Annotated in this window: 13 protein-coding genes; 4 read left to right on the top strand and 9 right to left on the bottom strand. The window is 70.3% G+C overall.

The window, feature by feature from the left end; translation table 11 throughout:
- Positions 1-33 precede the first annotated feature (33 nt).
- The gene (locus VFR90_RS07180; RefSeq protein ID WP_326405425.1) at positions 34-2,880 is read left to right on the top strand and encodes an ATP-binding protein; all 2,847 of its coding nucleotides are present in this window, start codon (positions 34-36) and stop codon (positions 2,878-2,880) included.
- A 93-nt stretch (positions 2,881-2,973) separates the two neighbouring features.
- Here VFR90_RS07180 and VFR90_RS07175 read toward each other — a convergent pair whose 3' ends face one another.
- Positions 2,974-3,396 (bottom strand): SWIB/MDM2 domain-containing protein, encoded by a 423-nt coding sequence (locus VFR90_RS07175; protein ID WP_326405424.1) that lies wholly within the window; start codon positions 3,394-3,396, stop codon positions 2,974-2,976.
- 409 nt (positions 3,397-3,805) lie between these two features.
- Between VFR90_RS07175 and VFR90_RS07170 the strand changes: the two genes are divergently transcribed.
- The gene (locus tag VFR90_RS07170) at positions 3,806-4,234 is read left to right on the top strand and encodes an organic hydroperoxide resistance protein (protein WP_326405423.1); all 429 of its coding nucleotides are present in this window, start codon (positions 3,806-3,808) and stop codon (positions 4,232-4,234) included.
- 73 nt (positions 4,235-4,307) lie between these two features.
- The gene (locus VFR90_RS07165) at positions 4,308-4,667 is read left to right on the top strand and encodes a phage holin family protein (RefSeq protein ID WP_326405422.1); all 360 of its coding nucleotides are present in this window, start codon (positions 4,308-4,310) and stop codon (positions 4,665-4,667) included.
- Positions 4,668-4,703: 36 nt separating this feature from the next.
- Here VFR90_RS07165 and VFR90_RS07160 read toward each other — a convergent pair whose 3' ends face one another.
- Both VFR90_RS07160 and tfpZ read right to left on the bottom strand, forming a co-directional pair.
- Positions 4,704-6,329 (bottom strand): M48 family metalloprotease, encoded by a 1,626-nt coding sequence (locus VFR90_RS07160; RefSeq protein ID WP_326405421.1) that lies wholly within the window; start codon positions 6,327-6,329, stop codon positions 4,704-4,706.
- Positions 6,319-7,122, bottom strand: a complete 804-nt coding sequence (gene tfpZ, locus VFR90_RS07155) for a TfpX/TfpZ family type IV pilin accessory protein (RefSeq protein WP_524538611.1) — start codon at positions 7,120-7,122, stop codon at positions 6,319-6,321. The genes VFR90_RS07160 and tfpZ overlap by 11 nt, the downstream gene beginning before the upstream one ends.
- A gap of 136 nt (positions 7,123-7,258) precedes the next feature.
- On the opposite strand from tfpZ, the gene moaC reads away from it, so the two are divergent.
- On the top strand, positions 7,259-7,774 hold the full coding sequence (gene moaC / locus VFR90_RS07150) for a cyclic pyranopterin monophosphate synthase MoaC (protein ID WP_326405419.1): 516 nt from the start codon (positions 7,259-7,261) through the stop codon (positions 7,772-7,774).
- Here the strand turns inward: moaC and VFR90_RS07145 are convergent.
- From VFR90_RS07145 to VFR90_RS07120, 6 genes are all read right to left on the bottom strand, one after another.
- Complete coding sequence (locus VFR90_RS07145; protein WP_326405418.1) at positions 7,763-9,277, bottom strand: PglL family O-oligosaccharyltransferase; 1,515 nt, start codon at positions 9,275-9,277, stop codon at positions 7,763-7,765. The genes moaC and VFR90_RS07145 overlap by 12 nt on opposite strands.
- Positions 9,278-9,695: 418 nt before the next feature.
- Positions 9,696-10,169, bottom strand: a complete 474-nt coding sequence (locus VFR90_RS07140; protein ID WP_326405417.1) for a pilin — start codon at positions 10,167-10,169, stop codon at positions 9,696-9,698.
- Between the two features lie 219 nt (positions 10,170-10,388).
- Positions 10,389-11,177 (bottom strand): MBL fold metallo-hydrolase, encoded by a 789-nt coding sequence (locus VFR90_RS07135; protein ID WP_414676505.1) that lies wholly within the window; start codon positions 11,175-11,177, stop codon positions 10,389-10,391.
- Between the two features lie 266 nt (positions 11,178-11,443).
- Complete coding sequence (locus tag VFR90_RS07130) at positions 11,444-12,094, bottom strand: FHA domain-containing protein (RefSeq protein ID WP_326405415.1); 651 nt, start codon at positions 12,092-12,094, stop codon at positions 11,444-11,446.
- A gap of 105 nt (positions 12,095-12,199) precedes the next feature.
- Complete coding sequence (locus VFR90_RS07125) at positions 12,200-13,000, bottom strand: Stp1/IreP family PP2C-type Ser/Thr phosphatase (RefSeq protein WP_326405414.1); 801 nt, start codon at positions 12,998-13,000, stop codon at positions 12,200-12,202.
- 34 nt (positions 13,001-13,034) lie between these two features.
- Positions 13,035-14,126, bottom strand: a complete 1,092-nt coding sequence (locus VFR90_RS07120) for a serine/threonine-protein kinase (protein ID WP_326405413.1) — start codon at positions 14,124-14,126, stop codon at positions 13,035-13,037.
- Between the last annotated feature and the right edge of the window lie 30 nt (positions 14,127-14,156).

Genomic DNA, 14,156 nt, shown 5'->3' with positions numbered 1-14,156 from the left:
CGCGAGGCGGCGCCGACGCAGGAAGGCGGGTGCATGGGCAGCGGGGAGATGCACGACGACGAAGAAGGCGAACGCCTCGCGCTGCTGCAGCAGCTCGGCGTCCTCGACACCGACCCCGAGCCGGCCTTCGACGCGCTGGTCGCGAGCGCTTCGCGCGTGCTCGGCTGCCCGGTGGCGCTGGTGAGCCTGGTCGATGCCGAGCGGCTCTGGTTCAAGGCGCAGGTCGGCGTCAAGGCGAGGCACACCGAGCGCCGGCATTCGTTCTGCGACCTCGCGATCCGCGCGCCGGGCCTGCTGGAGATCGAGGACCTCTCGGCCGACCCCCGCACGCGCGAGCACCCGATGGTCGCCGGCCAGCCGCAGATGCGCTTCTACGCCGGCCAGCCGCTGGAGGTGCTGCGCCAGCGCGTCGGCACGCTGTGCGTGAGCGGCTGGCAGCCGCACCGGCTCGACGCGCGCGACCGCGAGCTGCTGGCCCAGCTGGCGCAGGCGGCGGCCGGGCTGCTGCTGTCGCGCCACCGGCTGCACGCGGCCGAGCGCGACCACCAGCGGCTGCTCGACTTCGGCCGCGCCGGCGGCGACTGGATGTGGGAGAGCGACACCGAGCACCGCTACGTGTGGCTTTCGGAAAGCTTCGAGGCGCGCACCGGCATGAGCTCGGCCGAGATGGTCGGCCGGCGCATCAGCGACTTTGCGATCCTCGACCGCGACGGGGAGCCGCTGCGCCCGCCGCAGCGCTTTCGTGCGGTGCTGGACCGCCACGGCGCCTTCGCCCGCGTGCTCGGCGCGAAGGCCTCGCCGCGCGGCGAGGTCCTGCTGTCGCGCAGTGCGGTGCCGTTCTTCGACGCCGACGGCCGCTTCGCCGGCTACCGCGGCACGATCCGTGACGTGACCGCCCAAGTGCGCGCCGTCGGTCGCGAGCGCGAGCGCGACGAGCGGCTGGCCAAGCTCGCGTCGCAGGTGCCGGGCATCGTCTTCCAGTACCAGTGGCACCCCGACGGGCGCAGCAGCTACCCGTACATGAGCGAGCGCGCGCGCGAGGTGCTCGGCAGCGACGCACCGCCCGGCGGCACCGGCAGCGATCCTTCGCTGCCCGACCGCTTGCTGCACCCCGACGACCGCGAGGTCTTCGAGCAGGGCATCGCGCAGTCGGCACGCGCGCTGACGCGGCTGGTGCTCGAGTACCGGATCGTGCGCGAGGACGGCCGCGTGCGCTGGCTCGAGACCTTCGCGACGCCGGAGCGCCTGGCCGACGGCGGCGTGCTGTGGCACGGCTTCAGCGCCGACATCACGCCGCGCAAGGAAGCCGAGGCCGCGCACCGGCGCATGGAGGCGCAGTGGCAGCTCGCGGCCGGCGCCGCGCGCATCGGCCTCGCGCAGGCGAAGCTGGCCGACCGCATCGTGCAGCTCGACGCGCAGGCGCTGGCGAACCACGGCTTCGCGGCGCAGCCGCATGGCTTCACGCTCGAGGCCTGGCTCGCGCAGATCGTGCCGGCCGATCGCGAGACCGCCGCGGCCGGCGTGCGCACGGTGCTGGCGGAGGACGGCGTGCACGAGGGCCGCTACCGCATCCACCGGCCCGACGGCACGCTGCGCTGGCTCGAGTTCGTCGTGCGCGCCTCGCACGATGCCGAGGGCCGCGTCGACGGGCTGGTCGGCACCTGCCGCGACGTGCACGAGCAGCAGACCGCCGAGCAGCTCGAACGCGCGCGGCTCGACGCCGAGCGCGCAAGCCGCGCGAAGAGCGAGTTCCTCTCGCGCCTGAGCCACGAACTGCGCACGCCGCTGAACGGCATCCTGGGCTTCGCGCAGCTGATGGCGATCGACCGTGAGCAGCCGCTCGCCGGCCGCCAGGCCCAGCGCCTGGCGAGCATGCGGCACGCGGGCACGCACCTGCTGGGCTTGATCAACGACGTGCTGGAGATCAGCCGCCACGACGGCAACGAGCCGCAGGGGCGCGAGCAGCCGGTGGCGCTCGATGCCGCGCTCGACTCGGCGCTGGGCCTGGTGCAGCCGCTGGCCGAGCAGCACCGGGTGACGGTCGAGCGCGCCGCCGGGACGGCGCCCGGCACGGTGCTCGGCGAGCCGCGCCGGCTCGAGCAGGTGCTGATGAACCTGCTGACCAACGCGATCAAGTTCAGCGAGCCGCTGGCTCGCGTGCTGGTGCGCGTCGAGCATGCGGGCGCCGAGACGCGCGTCGCGGTGATCGACCACGGGCAGGGGCTCGACGCGCCGCAGCAGGCCAAGCTGTTCCAGCCCTTCGAGCGGCTGGGGGCGGAGAAGCGGCAGATCGACGGCGTGGGGCTGGGCCTGTTCATCTCGCGCCAGCTCGTCGAGGCGATGGGCGGGCGCATCGAGGTCGCGAGCCGGCCCGGCCGCGGCTCGACCTTCACCGTGGTGCTGCGGCGAGCCGAGGCGGCGGCGCCGCCGGCACCGGCGGCGCCCGCGGCGCCGGCACCGGCCGCCACGGCCGACGGCGCGACGACGGCGCCGCGCCGCATCGTCTACGTCGAGGACGAGGCGCTGAACCAGCTGCTGTTCCAGGAGCTGATCCGCAGCCGGCCCGAATGGGAGCTGCAGATCGCGGGCGACGGCGCGACCGCGCTGCGCATCGCGCACGAGCGGCCGCCCGACCTGATGCTGATCGACATCAACCTGCCCGACATGAGCGGGCTCGCGCTGATCGACCGGCTGCGCAGCGACGCGGGCACGCGCGCGCTGCGCTGCATCGCTTTGTCGGCCGACGCGATGGCCGAGCAGGTGGCCGCCGCGCACCGGGCCGGGTTCGACGACTACTGGACCAAGCCGATCGACGTGGCGCAGGTGCTCGCGAAGCTGGACGCGCTGCTGGCACCGGGCGCCCGAGGCGCGGCGCCCTGAAAGAGCAAGCCGGCGAAACCCAAAAAAGAAAGCCCGGCGAAAGCCGGGCTTCGGGGGTCGAGGCCGGCGCTGCAAGTGCAGCGCCGCGCCGCCTCACTTCAGGTGGGCGTTGACCAGCTTGGTCATCTCGAACATGTCGGCCTTGGCCTTGCCGAAGATTTCCTTCAGCTTGGCGTCCGCGACGATGACGCGCTTCTGCACCGCGTCCTGCAGCTTGTTCTTCTTGATGTACTCCCAGACCTTCTTGGTCACGTCGGTGCGCGGCAGCGGCTTGTCGCCGACGATCGCGGCCAGCGCGGCGCTCGGGGTCAGCGCCTTCATGAACGCCGCGTTCGGCGTGCGCTTCTTCGCCGGCGCCTTCTTGGCCGCCGCCTTCTTGGCGGGCACGGCCTTCTTCGCGGCCTTGGCCGGGGCGGCCTTCTTCGCCGCCGGGGCCTTCTTCGCCGGCGCCTTCTTGGCCGCCGGGACCTTCTTCGCAGCGGCCTTCTTGGCCGGCGCCTTCTTCGCAGTTGCCATGTTGAATTTCTCCATCAAGAGTTGTTGATGTGCCGGGCTGCGGGCAAAGGCCGCGTGGACCTTCGTTCTCTCGATAAACCCTGCGACGCGCATGCTACTGCGCACCTGCCTCATTGAGAAGCTGTTTCTCCATGGAAAACGCGCATTCGTCGGCGTTCGCGCGACAGGGTCCGGGCAGATCAAAAGTACCCAATCCTCTTGTGTGCGATCAAATCGTGAGCGTTTTGTCCAGCACCCGCGTGATTCGGCGACCCGGTGGCGCGGTCAATCGGCGTGCCGGGCGTGCCGCCGGGCGCGGCTGGGCACACTGCGCAGCGCGGAAGGCGTTCGCGCGCCCTTCGCGCCCGACGCCTCCTGCCCCCGCGGCCGCCGCTGCGGGTTCACCCCAAGCTTCGAAAGGACCCCGACCATGAACACGATCGACAAGGTGCTCTACCGCGCACAGGCCACCGCGACCGGCGGCCGCGAAGGCAGTGCGAAGTCCTCCGACGGCGTGCTCGACGTGAAGCTCACGACGCCGAAGGAGCTCGGCGGCAACGGCGCGGTCGGCACCAACCCCGAACAGCTGTTCGCGGCCGGCTACTCGGCCTGCTTCCTCGGCGCAATGAAGTTCGTCGCCGGCCAGAAGAAGATCAGCCTGCCGGCCGACACCAGCATCACCGGCAAGGTCGGCATCGGCCAGATCCCGCAGGGCTTCGGCATCGAGGTCGATCTCGCGGTCAGCATCCCCGGCATGGCGAAGGCCGACGCCGAGGCGCTGGTGCAGGCGGCGCATGGCGTGTGCCCCTACTCGAACGCCACGCGCGGCAACATCGAAGTGCGGCTGTCGGTCGTCTGATCGCCCGCGGCTTGTGGCGCGCGGCCCACGGCCTGCGGTCGCGCGCCGCGCCGAACCGCTATCGTCCCGGCCCATGTTCAAGACCCTCGTTCGCTGGCTGCTGCTGGCCGCGGCGCTGCTGCTGGTGGCGCACCTCTACCCGGGCGTCGAGGTGAAGAGCTTCACCGCGGCGATGTGGGCGGCCCTGGTGCTGGGCCTGTTCAACGCGATCCTGCGGCCGGTGCTGGTGCTGCTGACGCTGCCGGTCACGCTGATCACGCTGGGGCTGTTCCTGTTCGTGATCAACGCGGCGATGTTCTACGGCGCCGCGCACGTGCTCGAGGGCTTCGCGGTGCGCGGCTTCGGCGCCGCGCTGATCGGCTCGCTGATCTACAGCGTCTGCGGGCTGGTGATCGACGCGGCGCTCGAAGCGGTGTTCGAGCGCAAGGACTGACGACCCGCCGGGCTCGGCGCGGTGCGCCGCGCGGCATCAGGGCTCGCCGCGTTCTTCCCTCGCGAAGATGCGGCGCTGCGTCTCCAGGTCCTTCAGCCGCGCCTCGATCACCGAGGCTTCGATGAAGTCCGGCCCGCTGGCCGCCCGGGTGCCGCGCTGCGCCGCGCGCAGCCGCTCGACCGCACCGCTGACGTCGCCGCGCGCATAGCGCTGCTCGGCGGCCGCACGGGCCGCGCGCAGCGGCTGCGACTGGGCCTCCCACAGCGAGGCGAGCAGGCCCCAGGCGGTCGCGTCCATCGGGTGTTCGGCGACCCAGGTCTGGAGCCGTTCGGCGGTTGCGCGCTGCTGTGCGGCACCGTCGGGCAGCAGAGCGCGCTGCGCACGCGCGAGCAGCAGCGGCCGCGCGACCACCGACGCCGGCGGCGCCTCGGCGCCGCGCGCAGGCGTGCCGGCGGCCACCGGCTCGGCCGGCTGCGCGGCCAGTTTTGCGAGCAGCGCTTCGCTGCGTGCGCCGTCGCCGCGCGCCAGCGCCGCCTGCAGCGCCAGCGCATCGAGCTCGCGCGCGGCGGACGCGTCGGCAAGCTCGAGCGCGCGGGCGCTGGCCAGCGCCTTCTCGGCGCGCGCACCGTCGCGTCGCAGCACCGAGGCCAGCGCGCTCGCGTAGAGCGCGGCGAGGCGGTCGGTCGTGCTCGCGCCGGCGGCGAGCGCGGCCTGTGCGTCGTAGTCCTGCGCGCGCTGCAGCGCGGCGTCGCGCGGGTCCATCAGCACGCGGGCGCGCGCCTGCATCAGCGCATGGACCACCGGCCGCGGCGGCGCGGTGAACAGGCCGACGCCCAGGCGCGAGCGGGCGTCGCCGATGCGCTCTGTGGTCAGCGGGTGGCTGCGCAGGTAGGGGTAGTTCTGGCTGTCGTTCAGGCGCGAGGCCTGCAGCAGCTTCTCGAACATCGCCGGCATGCCGGCGGGCGCATAGCCGGCGCCCGTCAGCACGCTGAAGCCGACGCGATCGGCCTCGCGCTCCGCGTCGCGCGAATAGTTCAGCTGGCCCTGCACCGCGGCTGCCTGGCCGCCGACGATCAAGGCCTGCGCCGCATCCGGGCTGCGGCTCGCGGCCAGCACGCCGAGGATCAGCCCGGCGATGCCGACCAGCGAGGTCGTCTTGCTCGCACCCACGCTGCGTGCGATGTGCCGCTGCGTGATGTGCGACAGCTCGTGCGCGACCACCGACGCCAGCTCGTCGGGCGACGCGGTCATCGCGATCAGCCCGAGGTGGATGCCGGTGTAGCCGCCGGGCAGTGCGAAGGCGTTGACGGTGCGGTCGCGCACGAGGAACAGCTCCCACGCGAAGCGCTCGTCGAGCTCGGGCGGGATCTGGCCGCTGGCGCGCGCCGAGCGCAGCAGCTCGGCCCACATCGTCTGCATGTACTCGAGCAGGATCGGGTCGTCGAGGTAGTCCGGATCGCGGCGGATGTCGCGCATGATCCGGTCGCCGATGCGGCGCTCGTTGGCGACCGAGACGTCTTCGCTGGCGGTGTCGCCGAGCGCGGGCAGGTTGTTGCGGTTCTCCGGGCGCGCGGCTTGCGCCCAGGCCGGCCCCGTCGCCTGCGCGGCGAGTACGAGGCCCGAGGCAAGGGCGAGGCGGCGAAGCGTGCGGCTAGAAGCCATCGACGTGGACGTGGCCGACGATGCGGCCGGTTGTGGCTTCGATGAGCGCGGACCAGTCGGTCGCGCGGGCGAGCAGCGGCAGGAACTTGAGCCGATCGGCCGGCACGCCGCTGGCGCGCACGGCTTCGTCGATCCGCGCTGCGGATTCGGGATGGCGCTTCTGCAGTTCCGCCAGGGGCTTCGCCGCCTGCTCGATCGCGGCCGGGGCCTCGGCCGAAGGGCGCCAGAAGTCGGGGCGCTGGCCGATGTCGCGGCCGGCGAGCGCCTGCTGGACGACGTCGACCGTCTCGTCGCCACGCGCGCGCCGGGCGGCGGCGACGCGCACGCCGTGCCACGGCATCGACTGCCACTCGGGCAGCGCCTGGCCCAGATCCTGCCCTTCCAGATCGGCCTGCGTGACGACGCGCAGCCGATCGACCTCGAGCACCACCGCGACCGGCCGTGCGATGTAGACCGTGTGGAGCCCGTAGCCGAGTGCCGCGAGCTGCAGCAACGCGACGATCGCCACGTCGCGCCGCAGCTCGCTGCGCGGCTTGCGACGGTTGAAGACCGCGAAGGTGATCAGCGGACCGACGATCACGTCGACCGCCACCACGATGAAGAACAGCTCGCGCCCGCCCGAGATCTCGCGAAACGGCATCGGGTACCAGAGCAAGAAGACCAGCATCGCAGCAAGAGCGGCGACCAGCAAGCTCAAGCCAAGATGAAGGCCGGCGGCGCGCGCTTGCGAGCGCAGATCGAATCGCGCAAATGCAGGCGGCGCGGGAGGCTGGGGCGGCAGGGTCTGTTCCATGGCGGCAGTCCGGGCTGATCGACGGGGCGCGCGGGAGTTCACCATGGCGCCGTCGAGCCCGGCGCGACGGCTCGATCACGAAGCCCGAAGAGCTGCGAACTATGATGCCCGTGCCCTGTTTCCCGATGTTGCGCCGATGGTTGACGACGACTTCACCACCCCGCCGGCCAGCGCTGCGGCGCTCACGCATTTCGACGCGCAGGGTCAGGCGCACATGGTCGACGTCTCGGCCAAGGCCGCGACGCATCGCGTCGCGGTCGCCGAAGGCTGGATCCGCATGCAGCCGGCGACGCTCGCGCTGATCGAGCGCGGCGATGCGAAGAAGGGCGACGTGATCGGCATCGCGCGTATCGCGGCGATTCAGGCGGCAAAGAGAACCGCCGAGCTGATCCCGCTGTGCCATCCGCTGCCGCTGACGCGCGTCTCGGCGGCCTTCGAGGTGGATGCGGCCGGCGTGCGCATTGCCTGCCGCGTGACCGCCGAGACGCTGGGACCGACCGGCGTCGAGATGGAAGCGCTGACGGCCGTGCAGGTGGGACTGCTGACGATCTACGACATGTGCAAGGCCGTCGATCGCGGCATGGTGATCGAGGGCGTGCGGCTGCTGGAGAAGCGCGGCGGGAAGTCGGGCGACTGGACCTCAGCGCCCTGAGTCGTTCGTAGCAGCCGGCGGGATCATGTCCCGCCACGTCAGCCCGGTGACCGGCGCGCGCTCGCACTGGAACGGCGGCGTCGGCGAGTCGCAATCCCTGAAGTAGGCCTGCGCATCGGCGCGCTGGAACTCGCGAAGGCGCTGCGCGGCGTAGAGCGCCTTCCTGTCCTCGCCAGTGGCCTTCAGCGCTTCGATGTAGGCGATCAGCAGGCGCGTATCGACGAGTTGCAGCAGCGGCCTGCGAAAGCTCGCGAGGTTCATGTCTTTCGGCTCGTTGGTCACCGCGGCGTAATCGGCGTGATGACCGAAAAGCTTGCTGCGCCGGCCGTCGGCGATGCGCTCGGCCAGCGGCGCGTCGCCGGCGTTTGCTTCGAAGATGCGCTCGATGCGGCGGTGGTCCCACAGCGCGTAGAGCGCGCCGGCAATCATCGCGACGCCGGCAAGGGCGAGCAGGCGCGCGGTCCAGCGCTGCGCCGTCGCGCTCATCGGCTTCGCACCGGCAGGCACCGGCGCCGAGCCGATGAAGAGCCCGAGCGCCCACGCGGCCGGCAACAGGAAGTAGGCGTACCACAGCGGGTACTCGAGCAGGCTGTGCACGCCGAGCACGACGAGCATTACCAAGGCGGCGCGCGCGGGCGACTGCTCGCGGTTCGGGTCGGCCCGGTCACCGCTCCATGCACCGCGCGCCTGCCACATCGACCAAGCGAACAAGCCGAGCACCAACACCGTCGCGGGCAGACCGATCTCGACGGCCAGTTGCAGCGGCAGGTTGTGCGTGTGGTCAAAGAACGCAGTCGGGCGGTCGGGAAAAGGCGTGAAGGTCCAGGCGAAGTTGAAGTGGCCCCAGCCGACGCCGGTCCAGGGGTGTTGCGCGAGAAGCGTGATCGCGTTTTTCCAGATCGCGAAGCGCGAGCTGCTCGGGTCGCTCCCGGACTGGAGGCGGTCAGCGCCGTAGTACTGGGTCTGCGCCCAAGCGGCCCATTCAGCGAGGCCGAGCCAGCAGGCGAGGTAGATCAGCGGCGTCAGCGCGAGCAGCCAGCGGGCGCTGCGCGGCAGGCGGCGGTCGACTAACGCCCACAGCAGCAGCATGCCGAGCGAAAGAGCGCCGGTGCGGGAGGCGCTGAGGCTCACGGCGAAGACGGTCGCGACGATCGATGCCCCGCAGGCTGCGGCGGAAAGGCGCCGAATGTGCCGAAGCCACGCGGTCCAGACCATCGCGCAGACCAGAGCGGTCGCGAGGTGGTTGGGCTGGCGCATATTGCCGACGGCTCGGCCTGGCGCAGTGCTGTATGCCAGCAACCCGGCGTCGAGGAAGACGGCACTCCAAGCCGGCGCGAAGTACTGCACCGCGGCGATGACCGCGCACAGCACGCCGGCCACCCACCAGCCCCACGCGAACCACAACCCCGCATGCGCCGATGGGTGCGCGGCATCAATCGGGCAGCGCTCGCGGGACGCCATCGCGCAGGCGACGGTCAATACCGCGGCCGAGGCTGCAAGCACGCCGAGTTCGACGGGCCAAGCATCCGCCCGCCGGCGGCTCGTTGCAACGCAAGCGCCGCCGATGGCCAGTGCGGCGCCGCAACTCCAGAGGAGGTGGAAGTGCTGCTTTGGGCTTCGTGATGGCTGCGATGACCGAAGCGAGAGGAGCATCACCGCGCAAGACACCGCGCCGCACAGCACGACGGCAGACGCTTGGTTAAGCAGCACGGCATCGACGACAGTCGAGGAAACGGCCACCAGAGGGATAAAGATGGCAAGGGGCGCGGCCCACGCAATAACGCGGCGGTCACTCATGCGGCACGGGTGCTGCGCAAAGTCAATTAGGTCTTGAGCACCGTCAAGCCGCAGATTTGAACTGATAAGAAAGCACCAAAAGAAAGAGAGCGCCGAAGCGCTCTCTCCTCATAACTGCTGCTGCTTAGCGGCAATTCGCAGGAAGAAGCCTGTCGGGAACCGTCGTCGTAGCGGTGTTGCACGTCCAAGTGATTGCACCGCCAGTCGGAGGCGTACTGGCGGTTGCCGTACCAACCAAAGCCGTTCCAGCAGGAGATTCCGGGACAAGCGTAACAACGTTCGCACCAGCTGCACCGACTCTCGCGGTGTAAGTAATCGTGATCACTCCCGTGGCTTGGGCAATCGCAATGCTAGTTACGTTGTTGGTGGCTGACGGTGCAGTCCAGCCACTATTGAAGGGTTCGGCATTCGCTGCGTTTTCGGCGATCGCTGCCTTTGCAGAAGCTGCCATGGCAAGACCTTCGGAGACGCGTGCACGAATCAGGTAGTCCTGATACGCCGGCAACGCCACCGCCGCCAGGATGCCGATGATCGCCACGACGATCATCAGTTCGATCAGGGTGAAGCCCTTCTGGGCTGTCTTCTTCAAGCTACGCATGTCGGGCTCTCCTGGAGCGGTGGGTTGATGACGCAAACGAGGAACTCTCGTGCTCTGTACTTAGCAGCGTCCATGCCAGCGTGCCGCAGGTCTTTTCGTGTGCGAAACGCCCTCTTTTCGCGGGCGTGAAGGCGATTCGAGCGACGGTTTTTGTCCAGGGAGCCGACCGTGGCATCGAGTTGACGCTTTTCGTCGCTGCCTTGGGAGGCCGTCGGCCGACTACAGCTCGAACACCATCCCCTTCACCAACGGCTCGACCCGATGCGCCGTGTCGATCGCCCGGATCTGCGCCACCACCGCCGCCACCTCGCCCGGCTTGGGATGCGTGATGTGCACCGGCACGCTGCCATCGAGCTGGGCCAGTTCGGCCGCCAGACTGCTCGGCGCGAGGTGGCCGGAGAGGTCCGCGAGCCAGCGCTCGTCGTCGCCGAAGGCCGTCTCGATGATCAGGTGCGCGATGCGCCGGCCACGCAGCAGCGGCCACAGCGCCGCGTTCGGGCCGGTGTCGCCGCTGTAGACCCACCAGCCGGTGTCGGTGGCGATGCCGAAGCCGCAGGCCGGCACGGTGTGTTGCGCGGGCAGGACTTCCACTTCACGGCGGTCGTCGCCCACGCCAAAGGCGAGGGTCTGGCCGACCTCGATCGGGTGCAGGCTCAGGATCGGTCGCGCCGGACTGGGGATCTTCGTGAAGTCGGGCCAGATCGCGTTGTTGAAGACGTGCTGGCGCAGCGCGTCGAGCGTCTCGGGCAGCGCGTGGATGCGGATTGGACCGCGCGGGCCTTGCGCGAAGCGCAGCTTCATCACGCTGTCGGCGAGCAGCGGGATCGCGAGCACATGGTCGAGGTGCGAGTGGGACAGCAGGATGTCGTCGACGCGCAGCATCGCTTCGAGCGAAAGGTCGCCGACGCCGGTGCCGGCGTCGATCAGCACGCGCTCGTCGAGCAGGAACGCGGTGGTGCGGCTGCCGGCGGCGATCGAGCCGGAGCAGCCGAGGACTTGGATGCGCACCGCGCTCATCGCGGCGCCCGCGCGCTGGGAGTGAAGGCTGTCACCTGGCGATGGTGCCGAGCAGCACAAACCCGAGCAACCGACGGATCGTGCGATGCCTCACACCGGCGATGGCCGCAATGTGACGGTGGCCGTCAGCGGCGGCGATGCCGCGAAAGGTGACACGCGGGACACATCCCCTTCCAGGGCCGCCGCGGATCCGGCTCCGCCGGTCCGCCAGCGGCGCCCTCTTGAGGGGGAGCGCCGAAGGCGCAACGGGGGGTGGGCTAACTCTGGACGAACTGCATCTGCGTGCCGGCGAGCTCGATCACGTCGCCGTTCTTCAGATGCACCGGCTCGGCACCGACCGAGCCGCCGTTGACCATCGGCCGGCTCGCGCCTTCAACGTGCGCGAAGACATAGCCGCCGGGGCGCTTGGTGATCGAGGCGACCTGCACGCCGGGCTTGCCGACGGTGGTGACGACCTTCGTGAGCGGCACCTCGCGGCCGACCGCGGCGCCGTTGAGCACCTTGATGGCCGCCACGCTTGGGCCGGCCGAGAACGCACCGAAGCCCGAATTGACCGCGCCCGGCTGCGTGTTGGCCACCGGCGAGGGCTTGATCACCATCGTCTTCTCGTAATCCGAGCTTTCGACCGAGTGGTACTTGATCTTGTACTTGCCGATCTCGACGGTGTCGTTGTTCTGCAGCAGCTGCTTCTTGACGGCCTTGCCGTTGATGTAGGTGCCGTTGGTGCTGTTGAGGTCTTCGATGAAGACGTCTTGGCCGACCATCTGCAGCACCGCATGCTCGCCGCTGACGGCGAGGTTGTCGATCACGATGTCGTTGTAGGGGCGGCGGCCCAAGGTGGTCTTGTCCTTGGTCAGCTGCACTTCCTTGATGACGACACCGTCGAGCGAAACCACCAGCTTGCCCATGCCTGACCCCGTGCGTTCTGATCTTGGATGCTTGGCGCGGCGCTCCCGCCCTGTTCTTGTTCGCCGCCTGCGCAGCCGCTCTGCCTTTGCCTGCAGACCGCGGCTTCAGCGCCTGAATGGCCACCAGGCGCGCGAGGGCGGCGCAGGGCCCTCGGCGCTGGCGAGAATAACGGAAATGTTGTCGCGGCCGCCCGCCTCGTTGGCCGTCTGGACCAGCGCCTGTGCGGCATCTTGCAGCGATTCGCTGCTTGCAAGCACCGAGGCGATGCGTGGGTCGTCGACCATGTCGGACAGACCGTCCGAACACATCAGCAGCCAGTCGCCGGGCTGCACTTCGTGCAGGTGCGTTTCGAGCAACACGGTGTCCTCGACGCCCACCGCGCGCGTCACCAGGTTCTTGTGGTTCGACACCGCCGCCTGCTCGGGCGTGATGAGCCCGGCGTCGATTTGCTCCTGCAGCAGCGAGTGATCGCGTGTGATCTGCACCAGCTCGCCGGCGCGCCAGCGGTAGCAGCGCGAGTCGCCGATGTGACCGAGCAGCAGGCGCGTGTCGCGCAGCACCGCGACCACCAGCGTCGTGCCCATGCCCGCGTACTGCGGGTTCGAGTTGGCCGCGTTGAAGATCGCCCGGTTGGCGTTGTCCACGCAGATGTCCATCGCGCGGCGCACGTCGCTGTCGGTCGCCTGCGCGCTGGCTTCGGCGAGCCAGCGGCCGAGCTCGGCCTTGATGAAGCTCGTCACCATGCCGCTGGCCACCTCGCCGGCGTTGTAGCCGCCCATGCCGTCGGCCAGCACCGCCAGCGCGGCGTTGGCGTCGACGATCACCGAATCCTCGTTGTTCGACCGGGCACGGCCGGTGTCGGTCGCGCTCGCGAACTCGAAGTGCAGGCCGGGCGCGGTAGACATCGAAGCTGAGGATGTGGGGCTGCTGTGCGCGGCGCTAGGCACGCTGCGACTGGGGCGCCGGATTCTGCCCGGCTCCGCCTGCCGAAGCGGCAGGCGCCTTCATCTGCGCGACGACGGCCTGCAGGTCGCTGGCAAAGCTGTCGCCGTCGGCATAGCGGCGGTCCGGGTGCTTCTCCAGCGCGATCGCGACGACGTTGGCGAGCGCTTCGGGCAGCTCGGGCCGCAGCGTGCGGATGTCCGGCGCGGCGTCGTTGGCGATCGAGTGCAGCAGCTCGGCCATCGACTCGGCCTTGTGGGGTAGCTGGCCGGTCAGCAGCTGGAACAGCGTGACGCCGAGCGCGTACAGGTCGCTGCGACCGTCGACGCGCTCGCCGGCCATCTGCTCGGGCGACATGAAGCTCGGCGTGCCGAGCACGAGGCCGGTGCGGGTCTGCGTCGAGTCGATGATTCGCGCGATGCCGAAGTCGGTGACCTTCACCATGCCGCTGATCAGCTCGACCATGATGTTCGCCGGCTTGATGTCGCGGTGCGTCACGCCCTGCCGGTGCGCATGCGCCAGCGCCAGCGCGACGCGCGCGACGATGCCCAGCACCACCGGCGTCGGCAGCAGCCGGGTCGGCTGCGCGAACTCGCTGAGGTCGCGCCCGGAAAGCAGCTCCATCGCGATGTAGGCGGTACCGCCGTCTTCACCGGCCTCGCGGATCGCGACGATGTCGGGGTGCCGCAGCCGGCCGGCCATCTCGGCTTCGCGGAAGAAGCGCTCGCGTGCTTCCTCGAGCGCGTCGCCGTGGAACTCGCGGCCGAGCGCCATCGTCTTGACCGCGACCGCCTCGCCGGTGCGCTCGTCGCGGCACAGCAGCACCATGCCCATCGCGCCGCGGCCGATGTCGCGCTCGATCACGTAGTGGCCGATGCGCCGCTGCGGCTCGGCCACGCGCGGGTCGAGCACCGTGTCGACCGCGGCGTTCTGCTGGGTGCTCGCGAAATCGGTCTTTAGCAGCTTGCCGCCGCGCCGTTCATGCGGTCCGGCCGCGCCGGCGCGGCGCATCAGCACCAGGCCGGCGACCACCGCGACGCCGACGACCAGCACGATCCACAGGGTCGTCGGCGAAGCGGCATCGAGCATCCGCCGAAGGTAGCACGCGACCTTCGGCTG

This window comes from Methylibium sp. (assembly GCF_035762065.1).
In the GTDB taxonomy this organism is placed as follows: Bacteria; Pseudomonadota; Gammaproteobacteria; order Burkholderiales; family Burkholderiaceae_C; genus Methylibium.
The sequence above is the reverse complement of the archived record's forward strand: the minus strand, read 5'-3'. Positions and strand labels throughout refer to the sequence as shown.

Excerpts from the sequence above, each read along its gene's own strand:
- VFR90_RS07180 (WP_326405425.1), top strand. The coding sequence starts at position 34 with ATGGGCAGCGGGGAGATGCACGACGACGAAGAAGGCGAACGCCTCGCG.
- VFR90_RS07175 (WP_326405424.1), bottom strand. The coding sequence starts at position 3,396 with ATGGCAACTGCGAAGAAGGCGCCGGCCAAGAAGGCCGCTGCGAAGAAG.
- VFR90_RS07170 (WP_326405423.1), top strand. The coding sequence starts at position 3,806 with ATGAACACGATCGACAAGGTGCTCTACCGCGCACAGGCCACCGCGACC.
- VFR90_RS07165 (WP_326405422.1), top strand. The coding sequence starts at position 4,308 with ATGTTCAAGACCCTCGTTCGCTGGCTGCTGCTGGCCGCGGCGCTGCTG.
- VFR90_RS07160 (WP_326405421.1), bottom strand. The coding sequence starts at position 6,329 with ATGGCTTCTAGCCGCACGCTTCGCCGCCTCGCCCTTGCCTCGGGCCTC.
- tfpZ (WP_524538611.1), bottom strand. The coding sequence starts at position 7,122 with ATGGAACAGACCCTGCCGCCCCAGCCTCCCGCGCCGCCTGCATTTGCG.
- moaC (WP_326405419.1), top strand. The coding sequence starts at position 7,259 with ATGGTTGACGACGACTTCACCACCCCGCCGGCCAGCGCTGCGGCGCTC.
- VFR90_RS07140 (WP_326405417.1), bottom strand. The coding sequence starts at position 10,169 with ATGCGTAGCTTGAAGAAGACAGCCCAGAAGGGCTTCACCCTGATCGAA.
- VFR90_RS07130 (WP_326405415.1), bottom strand. The coding sequence starts at position 12,094 with ATGGGCAAGCTGGTGGTTTCGCTCGACGGTGTCGTCATCAAGGAAGTG.
- VFR90_RS07125 (WP_326405414.1), bottom strand. The coding sequence starts at position 13,000 with ATGTCTACCGCGCCCGGCCTGCACTTCGAGTTCGCGAGCGCGACCGAC.
- VFR90_RS07120 (WP_326405413.1), bottom strand. The coding sequence starts at position 14,126 with ATGCTCGATGCCGCTTCGCCGACGACCCTGTGGATCGTGCTGGTCGTC.